The sequence below is a fragment of the Cronobacter dublinensis subsp. dublinensis LMG 23823 genome (assembly GCF_001277235.1).
In the GTDB taxonomy this organism is placed as follows: Bacteria; Pseudomonadota; Gammaproteobacteria; order Enterobacterales; family Enterobacteriaceae; genus Cronobacter; species Cronobacter dublinensis.
This window is the reverse complement of sequence record NZ_CP012266.1, coordinates 2,641,421-2,655,921: the sequence shown is the minus strand read 5'-3', so window position 1 is coordinate 2,655,921 and position 14,501 is coordinate 2,641,421. Positions and strand designations below refer to the sequence as shown.

At 52.2% G+C, this 14,501-nt stretch carries 22 protein-coding genes; 20 read left to right on the top strand and 2 right to left on the bottom strand.

Annotation, left to right across the window (positions count from 1 at the left end):
- Positions 1 to 59 precede the first annotated feature (59 nt).
- From AFK67_RS12085 to AFK67_RS12075, 3 genes are read left to right on the top strand one after another with little or no spacing between them, the layout of a single operon-like run.
- Entirely contained in the window at positions 60 to 1,028 is a 969-nt protein-coding gene (locus AFK67_RS12085; protein WP_007734252.1) for a phage replication protein O, read from the top strand.
- Positions 1,025 to 1,729: a replication protein P gene (locus AFK67_RS12080; RefSeq protein ID WP_007734253.1), complete on the top strand. Its 705-nt coding sequence runs from the start codon at positions 1,025 to 1,027 to the stop codon at positions 1,727 to 1,729. Before AFK67_RS12085 ends, AFK67_RS12080 begins: the two co-directional genes overlap by 4 nt.
- Entirely contained in the window at positions 1,726 to 1,947 is a 222-nt protein-coding gene (locus tag AFK67_RS12075) for a hypothetical protein (protein ID WP_032967697.1), read from the top strand. The genes AFK67_RS12080 and AFK67_RS12075 overlap by 4 nt, the downstream gene beginning before the upstream one ends.
- A 209-nt stretch (positions 1,948 to 2,156) precedes the next feature.
- Here AFK67_RS12075 and AFK67_RS12070 read toward each other — a convergent pair whose 3' ends face one another.
- Entirely contained in the window at positions 2,157 to 3,005 is an 849-nt protein-coding gene (locus AFK67_RS12070; protein ID WP_134792955.1) for a DUF6236 family protein, read from the bottom strand.
- Between the two features lie 294 nt (positions 3,006 to 3,299).
- On the opposite strand from AFK67_RS12070, the gene AFK67_RS12065 reads away from it, so the two are divergent.
- The 13 genes from AFK67_RS12065 to AFK67_RS12015 all read left to right on the top strand — a co-directional run bounded on the left by AFK67_RS12065 (position 3,300) and on the right by AFK67_RS12015 (position 10,457).
- Positions 3,300 to 3,755, top strand: a complete 456-nt coding sequence (locus AFK67_RS12065) for a YbcN family protein (protein WP_007734254.1) — start codon at positions 3,300 to 3,302, stop codon at positions 3,753 to 3,755.
- Between the two features lie 273 nt (positions 3,756 to 4,028).
- On the top strand, positions 4,029 to 4,196 hold the full coding sequence (locus AFK67_RS22865) for a NinE family protein (protein ID WP_032967699.1): 168 nt from the start codon (positions 4,029 to 4,031) through the stop codon (positions 4,194 to 4,196).
- Positions 4,189 to 4,479 carry a DUF1364 domain-containing protein gene (locus AFK67_RS12060; protein WP_032967700.1) on the top strand — a complete coding sequence of 97 codons (291 nt, stop codon included), beginning with the start codon at positions 4,189 to 4,191 and terminating at the stop codon, positions 4,477 to 4,479. The genes AFK67_RS22865 and AFK67_RS12060 overlap by 8 nt, the downstream gene beginning before the upstream one ends.
- The gene (gene rusA / locus AFK67_RS12055; protein ID WP_032967701.1) at positions 4,476 to 4,841 is read left to right on the top strand and encodes a crossover junction endodeoxyribonuclease RusA; all 366 of its coding nucleotides are present in this window, start codon (positions 4,476 to 4,478) and stop codon (positions 4,839 to 4,841) included. Before AFK67_RS12060 ends, rusA begins: the two co-directional genes overlap by 4 nt.
- A 163-nt stretch (positions 4,842 to 5,004) precedes the next feature.
- Complete coding sequence (locus tag AFK67_RS12050) at positions 5,005 to 5,694, top strand: bacteriophage antitermination protein Q (protein WP_007734259.1); 690 nt, start codon at positions 5,005 to 5,007, stop codon at positions 5,692 to 5,694.
- Positions 5,695 to 5,870: 176 nt separating this feature from the next.
- The gene (locus tag AFK67_RS22030; protein ID WP_032967702.1) at positions 5,871 to 6,047 is read left to right on the top strand and encodes a type II toxin-antitoxin system HicA family toxin; all 177 of its coding nucleotides are present in this window, start codon (positions 5,871 to 5,873) and stop codon (positions 6,045 to 6,047) included.
- A 49-nt stretch (positions 6,048 to 6,096) separates the two neighbouring features.
- Entirely contained in the window at positions 6,097 to 6,504 is a 408-nt protein-coding gene (locus AFK67_RS12045) for a type II toxin-antitoxin system HicB family antitoxin (RefSeq protein WP_007734261.1), read from the top strand.
- 90 nt (positions 6,505 to 6,594) lie between these two features.
- On the top strand, positions 6,595 to 6,975 hold the full coding sequence (locus tag AFK67_RS12040; RefSeq protein WP_007734264.1) for a phage holin family protein: 381 nt from the start codon (positions 6,595 to 6,597) through the stop codon (positions 6,973 to 6,975).
- Positions 6,962 to 7,246 (top strand): phage holin family protein, encoded by a 285-nt coding sequence (locus AFK67_RS12035; RefSeq protein WP_007709085.1) that lies wholly within the window; start codon positions 6,962 to 6,964, stop codon positions 7,244 to 7,246. The genes AFK67_RS12040 and AFK67_RS12035 overlap by 14 nt, the downstream gene beginning before the upstream one ends.
- Positions 7,243 to 7,866, top strand: a complete 624-nt coding sequence (locus tag AFK67_RS12030) for a glycoside hydrolase family 19 protein (protein ID WP_053532898.1) — start codon at positions 7,243 to 7,245, stop codon at positions 7,864 to 7,866. Before AFK67_RS12035 ends, AFK67_RS12030 begins: the two co-directional genes overlap by 4 nt.
- The gene (locus AFK67_RS12025; protein WP_050555353.1) at positions 7,866 to 8,348 is read left to right on the top strand and encodes a lysis protein; all 483 of its coding nucleotides are present in this window, start codon (positions 7,866 to 7,868) and stop codon (positions 8,346 to 8,348) included. Before AFK67_RS12030 ends, AFK67_RS12025 begins: the two co-directional genes overlap by 1 nt.
- A 187-nt stretch (positions 8,349 to 8,535) precedes the next feature.
- On the top strand, positions 8,536 to 8,952 hold the full coding sequence (locus AFK67_RS12020) for a GvpU-like protein (RefSeq protein ID WP_032967286.1): 417 nt from the start codon (positions 8,536 to 8,538) through the stop codon (positions 8,950 to 8,952).
- 47 nt (positions 8,953 to 8,999) lie between these two features.
- Positions 9,000 to 10,457: a glycosyltransferase family 2 protein gene (locus AFK67_RS12015; protein WP_038883348.1), complete on the top strand. Its 1,458-nt coding sequence runs from the start codon at positions 9,000 to 9,002 to the stop codon at positions 10,455 to 10,457.
- 154 nt (positions 10,458 to 10,611) lie between these two features.
- Here AFK67_RS12015 and AFK67_RS12010 read toward each other — a convergent pair whose 3' ends face one another.
- A complete protein-coding gene (locus tag AFK67_RS12010) occupies positions 10,612 to 11,130 on the bottom strand; it encodes a hypothetical protein (protein ID WP_032967287.1) in 519 nt (172 codons plus the stop codon).
- A 111-nt stretch (positions 11,131 to 11,241) separates the two neighbouring features.
- Between AFK67_RS12010 and AFK67_RS12005 the strand changes: the two genes are divergently transcribed.
- From AFK67_RS12005 to AFK67_RS11990, 4 genes are all read left to right on the top strand, one after another.
- Positions 11,242 to 11,832, top strand: a complete 591-nt coding sequence (locus tag AFK67_RS12005) for a hypothetical protein (protein ID WP_007723109.1) — start codon at positions 11,242 to 11,244, stop codon at positions 11,830 to 11,832.
- Positions 11,825 to 12,193, top strand: coding sequence for an HNH endonuclease (locus AFK67_RS12000; RefSeq protein ID WP_032967289.1), 369 nt, complete (start codon positions 11,825 to 11,827; stop codon positions 12,191 to 12,193). Before AFK67_RS12005 ends, AFK67_RS12000 begins: the two co-directional genes overlap by 8 nt.
- Before the next feature lie 104 nt (positions 12,194 to 12,297).
- Positions 12,298 to 12,795: a terminase small subunit gene (locus tag AFK67_RS11995; RefSeq protein ID WP_038883350.1), complete on the top strand. Its 498-nt coding sequence runs from the start codon at positions 12,298 to 12,300 to the stop codon at positions 12,793 to 12,795.
- Positions 12,796 to 12,798: 3 nt separating this feature from the next.
- Positions 12,799 to 14,457 carry a terminase large subunit gene (locus AFK67_RS11990; protein WP_007732655.1) on the top strand — a complete coding sequence of 553 codons (1,659 nt, stop codon included), beginning with the start codon at positions 12,799 to 12,801 and terminating at the stop codon, positions 14,455 to 14,457.
- Positions 14,458 to 14,501 lie beyond the last annotated feature (44 nt).

Genomic DNA, 14,501 nt, shown 5'->3' with positions numbered 1-14,501 from the left:
ATACAGCTGAAATAATCAAATTCCCCGGACCGGAGCCGGGGCAATTCAGGAGCAACAGGATGGAGAACCAGAAGAACGGCTACATCCCGTTGTACCGGAGCGTACTGAAGCAGCCGTGGGCGAAAGATGTATATCTTCGCACCCTCTGGGAAAATCTGCTTCTGCTCGCTGCCAGACAGCCTTACACAGCCCGATTTAAGGGGCGTGAATGGTCTCTGCAAGCCGGTCAACTGGTGGTGACAGCGGCTGATTTAGGGCTGCAATTATGCGACCGAAAAGGGAACCCAACAAGCAGGGACGCTGTGGAGCGAATGCTCGCTGTTTTTGTGCGTGAAGGCATGATCTCTATCGACGGGGAGAAGCAAAAAGGTCGCGTTATAACTATCACAAATTACACCGAATATGCTCAAAAAATGGACGAGTTGCCCGCACATACAACCGCACATGGAGTCGCACATATCCCCGCACATGGCAAAGCCAGTAATGGCGCGGGTTTGAGTTGCATACCCGCACATGAGGCCGCACATGGAGCCGCACAAACAACCGCACAACATGAACAAGAAGGTAATAACAATAATAAAAACATTACGTCCGAGAATTCTGACGAATCCTCTGACTCACCTTCTGAAAATCTTACTGCGCTCAGGGCTGGGGCTGCTGTCCAGACACCGAAGGGTGACAAGTGGGGAACCGCTGACGACTTAAAAGCCGCTCAGTGGATGTTTAGCAAAATTCGGTTGGTTACACCTATAGCGCGGGACCCTAACTGGTCTGCATGGGCTAATGACGTTCGACTGATGCGCGGCGCACTGAAAGCCAGCCACCGGGAAATCTGCGAAGTGTTTGAGTGGGCCAATGCTGATCACTTCTGGCAGACCAATATCCTCAGTCCTGCCAAGCTCCGCGAGAAATGGCCGACGCTGAAAGCACAGATGGGCCAGCCGGGTCGTAACCGGCAACAGCAGGCGCCTCAGCAACCCGAATACCACTGGAACAGTCGCGAGGCATGGGAGAACGAATTCTTATGAGAAACCTGATTTCAGCAGTTCAGCATCGCGATGGCAGCGCGATGGCACGTATCGCGGGTGATGTGCCTCTGCCAGAAAGGCGAGGCGTCAATGAGGGGGTTGAGCGGCTGGTGGATATGCTCTTCGCCAACCTGAAACAGCTTTTCCCCGCATCGGTCAGCACCGCACTGAAAGACCCGCGCGACGAAGCCGCAGCAAAGCGCCAGTGGATCGCCGCCTTCGCGGAAAACGGCATCACAAACAGGGAGCAACTCGCCGCAGGTATGAAGCACGCCCGCGCCAGCCTCTCGCCTTTCTGGCCTTCACCAGGTCAGTTTATAGACTGGTGCAAGGAAGGGGAACTGAAGCTCGCAGGTTTACCTGATGCTGACGAGCTTGTGGCAATGGTTCACGCCTACTGCGCGCGCCGCGGCTTCTACGATGCGCCTGAAGCCTACCCGTGGGAGAAGCCCGCGCACTACTGGTTGGTTACAGCGCTCTACAGTGGCATGAGAGCCAACACCTGGACTGAGGCGGAATTGCTTAAACGCGCAGCCTCTGAGCTGGCAGCTATGGCCGCGCGTATCAGCCGTGGTGAAGAAATTCCAGAGCCTCGCGTCATGCTTCCGAAGCTTGGTAATAAGCCGCTAAGTCAGAAAGAAGGGCTCGCGAAAATCGCAGAGATTCGTAAGAAATTTGGCATCCGGGGAGGCCGGGCATGACAATCGACATAGCAGACCTTCAATCAGAGCTGAATGACGAAACACTGGCCGAGTTGATAGACTTTCGCCGGACAACTTACCGCCATCATGTAGAGCATGAAAATAAAGTTCAGGCCACTTTGCACGGTCTTGTTTTGGTGGCGCTAATGGAGCTCAAGGAGTGCCGGGAAGCCAGCGCGCTGAGGGAACTGGCGGAGTCGGTTTATCAATGTGAGTGAGAATTTTATAACCAAAATACTGGAACCACGGATTGGTACTGGTCTTATTGTAACGCAGGGTTTTATTCGCAGTACGCGGCAGCTCATCGCAGAATCCTTTACGCATACCGCCCGCGCCGGGCAAGGAGAGACAATAAAAAATTTTTCTAGAAAGGGTATTGAAGCTTAAGCGCTGACTTTTGGGGAACGACAAGTCAGCGCGTTTTATTTTATACGCTGAATTTATGTGATATCTCTGCAGCATAGAAATAAGGTGATTGAGGTTTTTCCTGTTTGTATCGATAACCACCTTTTACATTAAAACCGGATGTGACAGTCGCACCTATTCCAAACAGGAAAGAACTCAATTTACCCATTCCTGCATCTGAGCTTTCATTATAAACTTTTTTGAATGTTTCAATCATGTCTTGCGTTGAATAATCCAATGATAAATGGCTGAGATAAAAACCTCTTTTTGTTTCCTTAATTAATTTATTCATTGCCAGTAAATTGCTTTCAACTTCAAGTAATCCTTTAGTTAAAGCTTCACCTTTGTTCTCTGCTTGCATGACACTGAGACGCAGCCTGTCTATAGAGTTCATCAACTCCTTTCTTTCATCGTTTCTTTTCTGTCTGAATTCATACAGGTCTCCTAAAGGGAAGTCTTCATCAGGAACAGGAAGAGCATTAAGGAATGTTAAGCTTTCTCCACCGTAGTCGATGAATGGCACCCTATCATTTATTATCTTCAACTCTTTATTGAGGCACCAAGTTTCATTTTTCCTCTGATTTAGTTCTTCGAATGATTTTAAATATGCATTTAACATTGCACCAGCCATGTCAAACCCGTGACTGAATGTTGCTTTTGTAATCCGTTCAACAATGATTTTTTCTTTTTTTAGTTGCTCCATATCTTCTGGAAGGGCAGCGTTTATTACATTGGTCTTTGAAACGCATATTTCGTCAAGATATAAAACACCATAGCGCAGAGACTTTTGATTGAAGCCTGAATTATAGGTTATTTTATTGGTGCTAGCATCAATCTCAATATTACTCGTTATTATCATTCCTCTTTTCATAAATCCCCCAAGGCAGGCAGTGTTCTCGTGATTTTAATATAGACTTAAACCGAAACTGGAACTAGTGATGATGTTTTGATTTTTCATTATCAACAGACCATAATGTACTGGCAGCCTGAACAACTGCCAGGGGCCTGAACAACCCCGTCCGGCCTGAACAGCCAGAACAGACTTGCGTGTCATAGGTGAGAAATCATTTATGGCGCATAAAAACGCGAAACCCCACTCTTCACTGACGCCTCCCGGCGCCAGCGGATTTTTGTTTTCTGCGTCTGACCTCTGCGGAGGTCGCGTATGACATTCCCAGCCGAAGGCGTGCGCCTTCACAAAACCAATTTTACCGCTATCGGTCACCAACTTTTGCCTCTGCTTGAGTCCGGCGAATCCTATCGCCTCGTGGTTAAACCGTGGAAGGAAAAGCGCAGCCTTAGCCAGAATGCACTGGCCCATATGTGGTTCAGCGAGATAAGCCAGTACCTCATCAAGTCAGGTCGCGCCGACGCAACGCCGGAATGGGTTAAACGTAACCTCAAAAAGACCTACCTCGGCTGCGAGGAGGTCACCTACACCGACTTCATCACCGGCACCAAAGAAACCACATGGGAGCCCCGCCACACCTCATGCCTCGACACTGGTGAAATGCATCATTTCCTGTGTCAGGTTGAAGGCTGGTGCGCTCAGTTTGGTCTTGCCCTCACTATCCCTGTCGGCTGCGAATTCCTGCAGTTGCGCGATAAGCAGGAGGCGTGATGAATGATTTAAGCGTCGACATTCCTCATGGTCTTAAAATGGATGCATGCCCTTTCTGTGGAGGCGCCGCACGGCTTTACGTTGAATATGGTCGAGGTGGGCAGGACGCCTATTTTACCGGATGCTATGGCGGAAATTGTCATGTAATGCCTATCACACTCGTGTATGCAACCAAGCGTGATGCCATTCGCGCATGGAACCTCCGCGCTCCCCAAGACCCGGCTGACCCTGTCGTCCCCAAAGGTCGTCTTGTAGCGGTTAAAGGGGGTCACGATGTATAGCCCTCTCGCTAAAGTCATTGAGCTCGCAATCTTCCGTATGCCCGCGCGCCGCCGCAAGGCTGCTCCGGCGCCTTCCGAAATCCCAACCCTCAAGGGCTACACCGCCCGTCTCGTCGATCAGAAATGGCTGCGACTGGCGGCAAGGAGGAGTCATGGCTGATTTGCGTAAAGCGGCCCGCGGTCGCGAATGCCAGGTTCGAATCCCGGGCATCTGCAACGGCAATTCTGAAACGTCGGTTCTAGCTCATATCCGTTTGGCCGGACTTTGTGGAACGGGTATTAAACCGCCTGATCTTATCTCGACCATCGCCTGTACTGCCTGCCACGACGAAATCGATCGCCGCACGCGCCTGGTTGATGCCGATTACGCGAAACAGTGCGCACTGGAAGGTATGGCGCGAACGCAGGTCATCTGGCTGAAAGAGGGGCTCGTGAAAGCATGAACCAATACCGTATCTCATTACCGTGGCCTCCCAGCAATAACCGTTATTACCGGCACAATCGCGGGCGCACTCACATCAGCGCAGAAGGGCAGGCGTACCGCGACAGGGTCACCAGAATTATCAGAGACTCAATGCTGGATATTGGCCTGGCTGCACCAGTGAAAATTCGCATCGAATGCCACATGCCGGATCGCCGCCGCCGGGACCTGGACAACCTGCAAAAGGCTGCGTTCGATGCTCTGACAAAAGCAGGATTCTGGCTTGACGACCAGCAGGTTGATTACTACTGCGTGCAAAGAATGCCTGTTTTTAAGGGTGGAAAATTGGAGCTCATAATCACCGAAATGGAGGTCATGGCGTGACAAGGCACGAGACAGAGAAGTACGAGCGCGAATGCCTGTTTCGCTCAGGGTTTAGCTTTGAAAATCTCGGGAAACGCGAAGTTATAACAGCGCAGCAGCTGATCAGAAGTAGTGAACGCCGCCGCGCGACAATGAAGAGAATCACACAAGTAGGAGAGACAGCATGACGGCTCAATTTTTACAGTTCGTTCGAGAAGAATTAAAGACCGCCACTGCTGACCTCAGCGGCGCAACTAAAGGACAACTCGTCGCATTTGCAGAGAACGCTATGTTTTCAGCTACTGCACGAAGCCGTGGCCGCAAGAAAATTATCGACACCACAACCGGTCGCATGGTTAAGCCAGACGGCCCGCCGATGAATGGTAGCCAGTCACGCGCAAAAGGCTCATCCATCGCACTGGTGAGCCCGGTAGAGTTCGGTACCGCATCATGGCGGCGCGCTGTCCTGTCGCTGGCAGAACATCAAAAAGCCTGGCTACTCTGGAACTACAGCGAGAATATTCGATTTGAGTATCAGGTGGTGATAACGCAGTGGGCATGGGCTGAATTCCGGGGGCAGTTCGCTGCGAAAAAGATGGCCGGCAAGACGATGGAACGCCTGAAGACGTTGATATGGCTGGCAGCGCAGGACGTGAAAGCAGAGCTTGCCGGGCGAGATACTTATGAGTACAAGCAGCTTGCGGAGTTGATTGGTGTTACGCCTAAGAATTGGTCAGAGACTTTTACTGCACGCTGGGAACAGATGAAGGGCATTTTCAAAGGCATGGACAGCGATGCACTATTGCAGGTTACGAGATCACGTTCACTACAAAAAGCAGCTAATTTTGCACAAAGTCTTGCAAAACTGGATTAAATAAGCCATATTTCTAACTAATTTGATATGCTGCCAAAAATGTATAGGGCGGCATCTACTAAGCCTCGCATTCCTGCGGGGCTTTTTTATTTTTCCTCCTTACAGGTAAACAAAAACGTTGACTTAGTAAGCATAAATGTTTACTATGATCGCATGTTCAACAGAATGGAGGAGTGGTGAAGCAAAGCGAGTTCAGGCGGTGGCTTGAATCTCAGGGAGTTGAAGTTTCAAACGGTACCAACCACCTGAAACTGAAACACAACGGGAAGCGAAGCGTAATGCCGAGACACCCGAGCGATGAGATTAAAGAATCACTGAGAAAGGCAATACTCAAGCAGTTAGGCCTTAAATAACAAACCAGCCCTTCGGGGCTGGTTACTCGAAAAGCTTCATCAAGACGATATGCGATACCCCGTAAAACTTGAGCCGGATTCCGGCGGCTACTTTGTCTCTTTCCCGGATATCCCCGAAGCATTAACGCAGGGGGACAACCGCGAAGAGGCGCTGGCAATGGCGCTTGATGCGCTTGTGACATCTTTCGACTTTTATTTCGAGGATGGCCGGGCGGTGCCTGATCCGTCGGCAGTGACTGGTGATTTTGTTGAGGTACCTACCAGCGTGGCGGCAAAAGTGATACTGCTTAATACCTTTCTTGATTCCGGCTTAACTCAGGTTGAGCTGGCGGTGCGCATGGGTATTAAAAAGCAGGAAGTGACGCGTCTGTTTGACCTGCATCACTCAACAAAGATCGACACCATCCAGAAAGCGCTGGCGGCGCTCGGTAAGTCACTAGAGCTTCACGCCGCGTAATAAGATTTCATAACTACAAAGGCTCGCTTATGGCGGGCCTTTTTTATTTCCCCTCTTATCGAGAGGATGCACAGCAATAGAGGGGGCTACATGTCCGAACCGGTTACAGGAACTGTCGCAGCAGGTGCTGCGCTTACTGGCGCAAGTCTTTACGGGCTGCTGACCGGCACTGATTACGGTGTGATTTTTGGCGCGTTTGCCGGTGCGGTCTTTTATGTTGCCACCGCGGCAGACCTGACACTGATCCGGCGCGCCGCCTATTTTGTTGTTTCGTACATCGCTGGCGTTTACGGTGCCGGGATGGTGGGCTCCAAACTTGCCAGCTGGACGGAATACAGCGACAAGCCGCTTGATGCACTGGGGGCCGTTATCCTCTCTGCGCTGACGATTAAAATCCTGACGTTCGCCAGCCAGCAAGACCCCGCGCAGTGGTTCCAGCGGTGGAGAGGGGGAGCCAATGGTAATAAGTGATCCGCTGGTACTGACCAACGTGGCGACGTGCTCGGCCATTGTGTTGAGGCTGATGCTGTTCCGCAAGCCCGGTGCCCGTCACCGCTGGTGGGCATCGTGGCTGGCATACCTGATTATTCTGGCGTATGCCTCGGTACCGTTCCGCTACGCCTTCGACTTTTACGTCCACACACACTGGGCGTCGGTCATCATCAACTTAATCATCTGCGCCGCCGTGTTCCGTGCCCGGGGCAACGTGGCGCGCCTGTTTCAGGTACTGAGGCCCGAATGAACCAACAACAATTTCAGCAGGCGGCTGGTTTAAGCGCCAGCTTGGCTGCGCGCTGGTTTCCGCACATTGATGCGGCGATGTGCGAGTACGGCATCACTGCGCCGATTGATCAGGCAATGTTCATTGCGCAGGTAGGCCATGAAAGCACCGGCTTTACCAGGCTGGTGGAGAGCTTCAACTACAGCATCGCCGGGCTGAGCGATTTTGTCCGTGCTGGTCGGTTAACTCAGGATCAGGCCAACATGCTGGGCCGCCGCACGTATGAAAAGGTGCTCCCCCTTGAGCGTCAGCGCGCGATAGCCAATCTGGTTTACAGCAAGCGCCTCGGTAATAACGCCTCGGGTGATGGCTGGAAATATCGCGGACGCGGCTTAATCCAGATTACCGGGCTCGGGAATTACCGCGACTGCGGCGCCGCGCTGAAACTCGACCTTGTGAGCTCGCCGGAACTGCTTTCCGAAGACGCCAGCGCAGCGCGCTCTGCGGCATGGTTCTATATCAGCAAAGGCTGCCTTAAATATTCGGGCGATTTGCTGCGCGTCACGCAGATTATTAATGGCGGGCAGAACGGGCTGGAAGACAGACGGGTCCGCTATGCGGCAGCGCGCCGGGTGCTCTGATGGTGGCGCTATGGGGCTTTATCCGGGCATGGTGGAAGCCGCTACTCTTCCTGGCCGCTGTGGGATTTGCGCTTTATTACCGTGCCTCGCTCACAAAAGCCGAGGCATCTTTAACCGAAGTTAATCGTGAATTAAGTCTGGCTAAATCCACTATGAAAGACATGGAGACTCGCCAGCGCGATGTCGCCGCGCTCGACGCCAAATACACACAGGAACTAGCCGATGCACAGAGCACTATTAATCAGCTTGAGCGCGATGTTGCTACTGGCAAGCGCCGGTTGCAGCTCAACGCAACCTGCAAGAGTAACTCCACCGGAACCACCGGCATGGATGATGCTTCCACCGCCGAACTCACTCCAGACGCTCGACAAAATTATTTCCATCTCCGAGAGCAATTAGTCACGGCTGAAAAGCAAATCCTTGGCCTTCAGGAGTATATTCGCACGGTAGTCTTTGATGAAATGAGCAAAAGTAACCAATGAAAGTGGAGCGTATACTAGAGAGCGCCTAAAAAGGAAGAACTATGGGGGAAGCGAACCCATAAAAGGGCAGTACAATCAAAGGCTAGCCCTGCTGTGAAGTATTACAACACCGGAACTTTAAAATTTCCTTCACTAAGATTTATCCTGGAGGTAATGTGTATTTCCCATCATTTACGGAGGTTACACAATGTCTCAGAATGAATTGAATGAAGTTCTTGCTAATAAAATGAAAGATGTTGATTTACTGACTATTGCTGATTTGGCAAATGAATTTAACTCTGGAATCGGTATCACGCTTTTTGTCAAAGGGGCATTAGTCACTGGGGTTACAATTTCCGGCGCTAAGTATTACGAAACTAATATTGAAGCACTAAGTGAGATTAGTAGTACCACATCACAGCTTCTTTCTCGGCACTTCCGTGAAGGACTGAGTTTCTATCAGGCAGGAGAAAATGAGAACTTTGAATACCCACAAAACTTTCTCCACCTCAAAGATGTTTCATTCAATCTTGGTGAGGGTAAGCTAAGCCCCTTACCTGATGGTCTGCTCAGAATAAAAATTGAAGAAGTTGATGGGTTTATGCTGGGGAGTTTTATTAGTTAATCGAATATCTATAAGCCGCCTTAGGGCGGCTTTTTATTGGGGCGACTATGGAAGTTATGATTGATGGCATGCGCTACGCGCCTGTCACCGAACAGACAACGAGTATCGGCATCGCCATCAGCACCCATAACCGCCATGACGTTTTATCCCGTGCCATTGAGCATCAGTTAAAGTTTCTGCCAGCCGGTGCGCTGGTGATTATTATTGATGACGGCTCATCCCAGCCAGTGGCAGCGCCAGAAGGTGTCAGGGTCATACGGCATGATGTTTCTCGCGGGATTGTGGCTGCGAAGAATGCCAGTCTTGAAGCGCTAATGAATGCCGGTTGCGAACACCTGTTTCTGTGGGACGATGACGCGTGGCCGATTGCTGATGGCTGGCATCTGCCTTACATCGAATCACCGGAGCCGCATCTGGCTTATCAGTTTCTCGACCTGGCGGGCCCGCGCAAGCTGAATGACCTCTCCATCCTGTACCGCGATGATAACCACATAGCCTACACCGGACAGCGCGGTGTGATGCTCTACTACCACCGCAGCGCTATTGAAAAGGTTGGCGGGTTCGACCCGATTTACGGGCGCGGCATGTACGAGCACAGCGATTTAGCCCTGCGCATTCATAACGCGGGACTAACCACATGGGCTTATGCCGATATTGTTGGTTCTGAAAAGCTGATTCATTCCCTCGATGAACATGAAGCCATTGAGCGTTCGGTACCTAAGCCAGACCGGGTAGCGCTGGTGGAACGTAACGTGAAGATCCACAACGAGCGCCGTGATAACGGGTTTACGGGTTACGTTGAATACCGGCGACAGCGTGACGTGGTCATCACTACTCTGCTTACCAGCCAGCCAGATCCGCAGCGTGGTACCAAAATGGCTGCCTCGCCTGACATGCTGGTCAAATGGGCGGCCTCGCTTCGGGAATGTGTACGTATCGCGCTGGTGGATGAATTGCAGATTGCCCCGGCAGACGTTGAGCTGTGCCGTGTTCCTGACGTAAAGATGAATATCTACTTCCGGCGCTGGCTGCATATCTGGCATCACCTCCGCGATCATCCTGAATATCGGTTCGTCTGGTGTACAGATGGCACTGATGTGGAGATGCTTCGCGCACCGTGGGAAGAAATGCAACCCGGTAAGGTTTATGTCGGCTCAGAACCAAAGACATACGGTGACGCATGGGCAAAGCAGAATCATCCGGAGCGCATCTATCAGGAGTTCATTGAAGAGCACCGCAACGATGTGATGCTTAACGCTGGTCTGCTTGGCGGCACTCGTGCTGATGTAATGGCATTCGCGCATGGCATCATTCGCCTTTATTACCGCATCGAGAGTTATCGCTTCTGGAAGAAAGAACAGGCTGGCGCCGCAGTGGGTGACATGCTGGCGTTCGGGATTGTCGCGCAGTCATTCACTGAAAAGTTGATCACCGGGCCTCTGGTACATACCGTTTTCAAAACTGACGGTCTCGGGAAAGAGATTGCATGGTGGAAACATAAATAGGGGCAAAAGAGGGTTATGAAAATTTTCACTGCGGTAATGCATAAAAATAGCTTCTACATTCATGCCGATACAAGACAGGGATTCTGGGTCAAGCTAAGTGCTAGGTTGGGATGGGGCAGATTTGAATTAATCCGCCACTCAGATGAATTTAGCGCTACTGGAGGGCTGTTTGAATTAGTTGAAGTGCGCGCGGCACATTTTGAACCCCCTGTGTCAGTAGTTGAAGGGTCAAATGTTTTATGGCGTCTGCCGGAAGCTCTCGAAGTTTTGAAATCAATCCCTTCTTCTGATCTTCCGGCATATTTGCAACGCGGATGAGATCCTCAAGCGCTACGATGGTATCGCTATGTAAACGAATCGTTTGCACTTTTAGAATGGCGCTTAATCCTCCGTCATCTAGAAGGAAGTCAATACCTTTTTCGGTAATAAAACAGGAGTGTTGATTGAAGTGGTACTGATTTCCCTCACCAATCGACTGGCTTTTAATAAAAGGGGAGGCCACTAGGCCATGCATTTCAAGGTAAAGCATGCATGCGACAAAGTGGTCGTAGTCATCAAATTTACGAATGAGTTCCTGTTCTTTTTCATCATCTAAGGCGTTTGGCGCACAGTCTATCAAGGCATTCAATATTTCAAGCTGTAAAGCCCGATCATATTTCCTGGTCTTATCCATTTGTTTCCTCCACTCTGATTTATCAAAGCCTACCTTGGAAATAATTCGTTCAACAGCCTGATATACATACAGTGGCCGCTTTCGAGTGGTCTTTTTATTGGAGTTTCGCTCGTGGCTGAAAATATCAATTTTGTGGTGGTTGGCCACCATGCCAGGCGGCAACAGGCCGAGGCGCTGGCATTGAGTATTGGCGCACACCTGCTGATTGATGACGGTAACCACGGTGCGAACTGGAATCACCGTCGCGCAATTGAGTGGGCAACAAAACAACGTTGTCGTGTCGTTGTGCTGGAAGACGATGCGCAGCCGGTGCATGGATTCATCGAAAAGTTAAATGACTGGCTAGCGCGTTTCCCTGACGACATGCTGAGCTTTTATCTTGGTACCGGCCGACCACCGCAATATCAGCTGGAGATAGCCGCAAAGCTTATCGCCGCTGACCGCGAAAGGATTGACCACATCACCATGCAGCGCCTGGTGCATGGTGTGTGCTACAGCGTCCCCCCGAAGTTAATCCCGAAGGTGCTGGCGCGCTGGGATGCGAGCAAGCCTGCTGATTACGCGATCGGTGATGCCTGCGGCGGTCCGGTGATTTATCCGTGTAGTTCGCTGGTGGACCATGCTGATGGCCTGCCAGTAGAGAAGCACCCCGACAGACAACCGCGCCGCGAACGCCGCCGCGCATGGAGGCTTCATGGTTAAGCTGACCACGTTAAAGCCACGGCTGAAGGTTATCGATACGCGCCGGATAAAGCCCGTATACGGCGAACAACGGCGCATCAGCGGCAGCGCCCGCGTCGGCCTTAAGCGTCAAGTCTGGGCGCGAGACGGTGGGCACTGCTGCATGTGTTCACGCGCTGTAGACTTGCATGAAAGCGAACTCGATCACCGCATCGCCTTACAGTTCGGCGGCGATAACTCAGAGCGAAACCTGTGGACGCTCTGTACTGAATGCCACTCAGGTAAGTCGGCACGCGAAGCGAAAGCCGGTCAGCCTGATGAAGAAGCCATGAAGCATACCGTGCCTGATGGCAGTCAGGAGACGGGCTTCGTGGGCCTCTGACGACAGCCACCCCGGGGGGGTATGTTCGGAAGTAAACATCGAGCGCGCTGGACACCGCCCCCCCTCTCACGCACAGAAAAAATTCCCCTCTGGAGGGTATAAACATGTTAACAGCGCAAAAGCGTAAATTCGCTGTCGCGCTGATGTCCGGTATGTCTCAAAAAGATGCGGCGGTGAGGGCGGGATATTCTGAGAAATCCGCACGGTCCAAGGGGTCGCAGCTTGCAAAAGACCCGGAGGTCATCGCGTTTATTGAGCGTAAAAAAAAGGAAGTCATCGAGACAGATGACATACCGGCCTGCCGGAAAAATGTTTATAACCCAACGGTAAACACTACCGAGAAAAATGATGTGCCACTGGCGCCAGCCGCTGCTGGTGCTTACGACGATCCGCTTAAGTTTCTGATGGCCGTAATGAACGACGCGACCGAAGAAATTGACGTCAGAAAGGACGCGGCGAAGGCGATGCTTCCCTATATTCACCCCAAAAAAGGGGAAACAGGGAAAAAAGAGGCGCGCAACGCCGCGGCAAAAGCTGCTTCCGGTGCCAGCAAGTTTGGTGCGATGGCGCCGCCGAAGCTGGTCGTGAACAACAAGGGGTAATTTATGGCGCAGTGGTCTACAGCCTGTACGGACTGGGAATCGCGCCTGGTTGCCGGCGAGTCCATCATTCCGCCGCCTATATTTCCCGATCAGGCGGAACAGGCGCTGGGTATCTTCCGTGAACTGCGGGTTTCTGACCTGCCGGGCAAGCCTGCTTTCGGTGAATGCTCTGAAGAATGGGTGTTCGACTTCGTGAAAGCCATCTTCGGCGGATACGACGCCGAAACAGGCAACCAGCTCATCCGCGAATACGGACTGCTGATATCGAAAAAGAACACCAAGTCTACCATCGCAGCGGGCATCATGCTGACCGCGCTGATCCTCTGCTGGCGAGAGGACGAAGAGCATCTGATTCTGGCACCCACCAAAGAGGTTGCCGATAACAGCTTCAAGCCTGCCGCCGGCATGATACGCGCCGACGATGAGCTGTCTGATATGTTCCAGATCCAGGACCATATCCGCACGATTACGCACCGGGTGACGCGAAATACGCTCAAAGTGGTGGCCGCAGACACGGACACCGTATCAGGTAAGAAGTCGGGCCGTATTCTGGTTGACGAGCTCTGGCTGTTCGGCAAGCGCGCCAATGCAGAGGCGATGTTTATGGAAGCGCTCGGCGGGCAGGTTTCGCGTAATGAAGGCTGGGTGATATTTCTCACCACGCAGAGCGACGAGCCGCCGGCAGGCGTTTTCAAAGAACGGCTCGATTACTGGCGCAGTGTCCGTGATGGCAAGATAAACGACCCCAAAACGCTGGGCATCCTTTACGAGTTCCCGGAACGGATGGTGGAAAACAAGGCTTATCTCGATCCGAAAAACTTCTACATCACCAACCCGAACATCGGCCGCTCGGTCAGCGCGGAGTGGATAGCGGATCAGCTCCGCAAGAACCAGGCGAAAACGGACGGGACACTGCAGCAGTTCCTGGCGAAGCATCTCAATATTGAAATTGGCCTTAACCTGCGCAGCGACCGCTGGGCGGGCGTCGATTTATGGGAGCAGCAGGCGCAGCGCGTCAGTTTTGATGATTTGCTGCGGCGCGCCGAGGTGATCACCGTCGGCATCGATGGTGGTGGTCTTGATGACCTGCTGGGCTTCGCTGCAGTCGGGCGTGACGCTGAAACGCGGGAGTGGCTCTGCTGGTGCCATGCCTGGGCACATGAGATAGCCATCCGGCGGCGTAAGAGCGAGGAGTCCAGGTTCAATGACTTCGTGAGGGCAGGCGACCTGACCATCGTGAAGCGGATGGGGCAGGATACCGAAGAGGTGGCGGAATACGTCCGGCGCGTCCACGTTGCCGAACTGCTCGACAAGATAGGCATTGACCCTTCGGGTGTCGGGCAAATCCTTGATGCCCTGATTGAGGCTGACATTCCTGCTGATGCAGTAGTGGGTGTAAGCCAGGGCTGGCGCCTGGGCGGCGCGATTAAAACCACCGAACGCAAGCTTGCCGAGGGTGTGCTGATCCATGGCGGGCAACCGATGATGGCCTGGTGTGTGGGTAATGCCCGGGTGGAGCCGAAAGGTAACGCCATCCTCATTACCAAGCAGGCCAGCGGCAAGGGCAAGATTGACCCGCTGATGGCGCTGTTCAACAGCGTTTCGCTCATGGCGCTCAACCCTGAAGCGAAAAAGCAGGATTACCAGGTGCATTTCATATGACAGTTACGTCAGTTAACGACCCGCTCCGGCGGGTTTTTTCGTTT

Bases quoted from the DNA above. Each gene is read 5' to 3' on its own strand.
- AFK67_RS12085 (WP_007734252.1), top strand. From the start codon at position 60: ATGGAGAACCAGAAGAACGGCTACATCCCGTTGTACCGGAGCGTACTG.
- AFK67_RS12080 (WP_007734253.1), top strand. From the start codon at position 1,025: ATGAGAAACCTGATTTCAGCAGTTCAGCATCGCGATGGCAGCGCGATG.
- AFK67_RS12075 (WP_032967697.1), top strand. From the start codon at position 1,726: ATGACAATCGACATAGCAGACCTTCAATCAGAGCTGAATGACGAAACA.
- AFK67_RS12070 (WP_134792955.1), bottom strand. From the start codon at position 3,005: ATGAAAAGAGGAATGATAATAACGAGTAATATTGAGATTGATGCTAGC.
- AFK67_RS12065 (WP_007734254.1), top strand. From the start codon at position 3,300: ATGACATTCCCAGCCGAAGGCGTGCGCCTTCACAAAACCAATTTTACC.
- AFK67_RS22865 (WP_032967699.1), top strand. From the start codon at position 4,029: ATGTATAGCCCTCTCGCTAAAGTCATTGAGCTCGCAATCTTCCGTATG.
- AFK67_RS12060 (WP_032967700.1), top strand. From the start codon at position 4,189: ATGGCTGATTTGCGTAAAGCGGCCCGCGGTCGCGAATGCCAGGTTCGA.
- rusA (WP_032967701.1), top strand. From the start codon at position 4,476: ATGAACCAATACCGTATCTCATTACCGTGGCCTCCCAGCAATAACCGT.
- AFK67_RS12050 (WP_007734259.1), top strand. From the start codon at position 5,005: ATGACGGCTCAATTTTTACAGTTCGTTCGAGAAGAATTAAAGACCGCC.
- AFK67_RS12045 (WP_007734261.1), top strand. From the start codon at position 6,097: ATGCGATACCCCGTAAAACTTGAGCCGGATTCCGGCGGCTACTTTGTC.
- AFK67_RS12040 (WP_007734264.1), top strand. From the start codon at position 6,595: ATGTCCGAACCGGTTACAGGAACTGTCGCAGCAGGTGCTGCGCTTACT.
- AFK67_RS12035 (WP_007709085.1), top strand. From the start codon at position 6,962: ATGGTAATAAGTGATCCGCTGGTACTGACCAACGTGGCGACGTGCTCG.
- AFK67_RS12030 (WP_053532898.1), top strand. From the start codon at position 7,243: ATGAACCAACAACAATTTCAGCAGGCGGCTGGTTTAAGCGCCAGCTTG.
- AFK67_RS12025 (WP_050555353.1), top strand. From the start codon at position 7,866: ATGGTGGCGCTATGGGGCTTTATCCGGGCATGGTGGAAGCCGCTACTC.
- AFK67_RS12020 (WP_032967286.1), top strand. From the start codon at position 8,536: ATGTCTCAGAATGAATTGAATGAAGTTCTTGCTAATAAAATGAAAGAT.
- AFK67_RS12015 (WP_038883348.1), top strand. From the start codon at position 9,000: ATGGAAGTTATGATTGATGGCATGCGCTACGCGCCTGTCACCGAACAG.
- AFK67_RS12010 (WP_032967287.1), bottom strand. From the start codon at position 11,130: ATGGATAAGACCAGGAAATATGATCGGGCTTTACAGCTTGAAATATTG.
- AFK67_RS12000 (WP_032967289.1), top strand. From the start codon at position 11,825: ATGGTTAAGCTGACCACGTTAAAGCCACGGCTGAAGGTTATCGATACG.
- AFK67_RS11995 (WP_038883350.1), top strand. From the start codon at position 12,298: ATGTTAACAGCGCAAAAGCGTAAATTCGCTGTCGCGCTGATGTCCGGT.
- AFK67_RS11990 (WP_007732655.1), top strand. From the start codon at position 12,799: ATGGCGCAGTGGTCTACAGCCTGTACGGACTGGGAATCGCGCCTGGTT.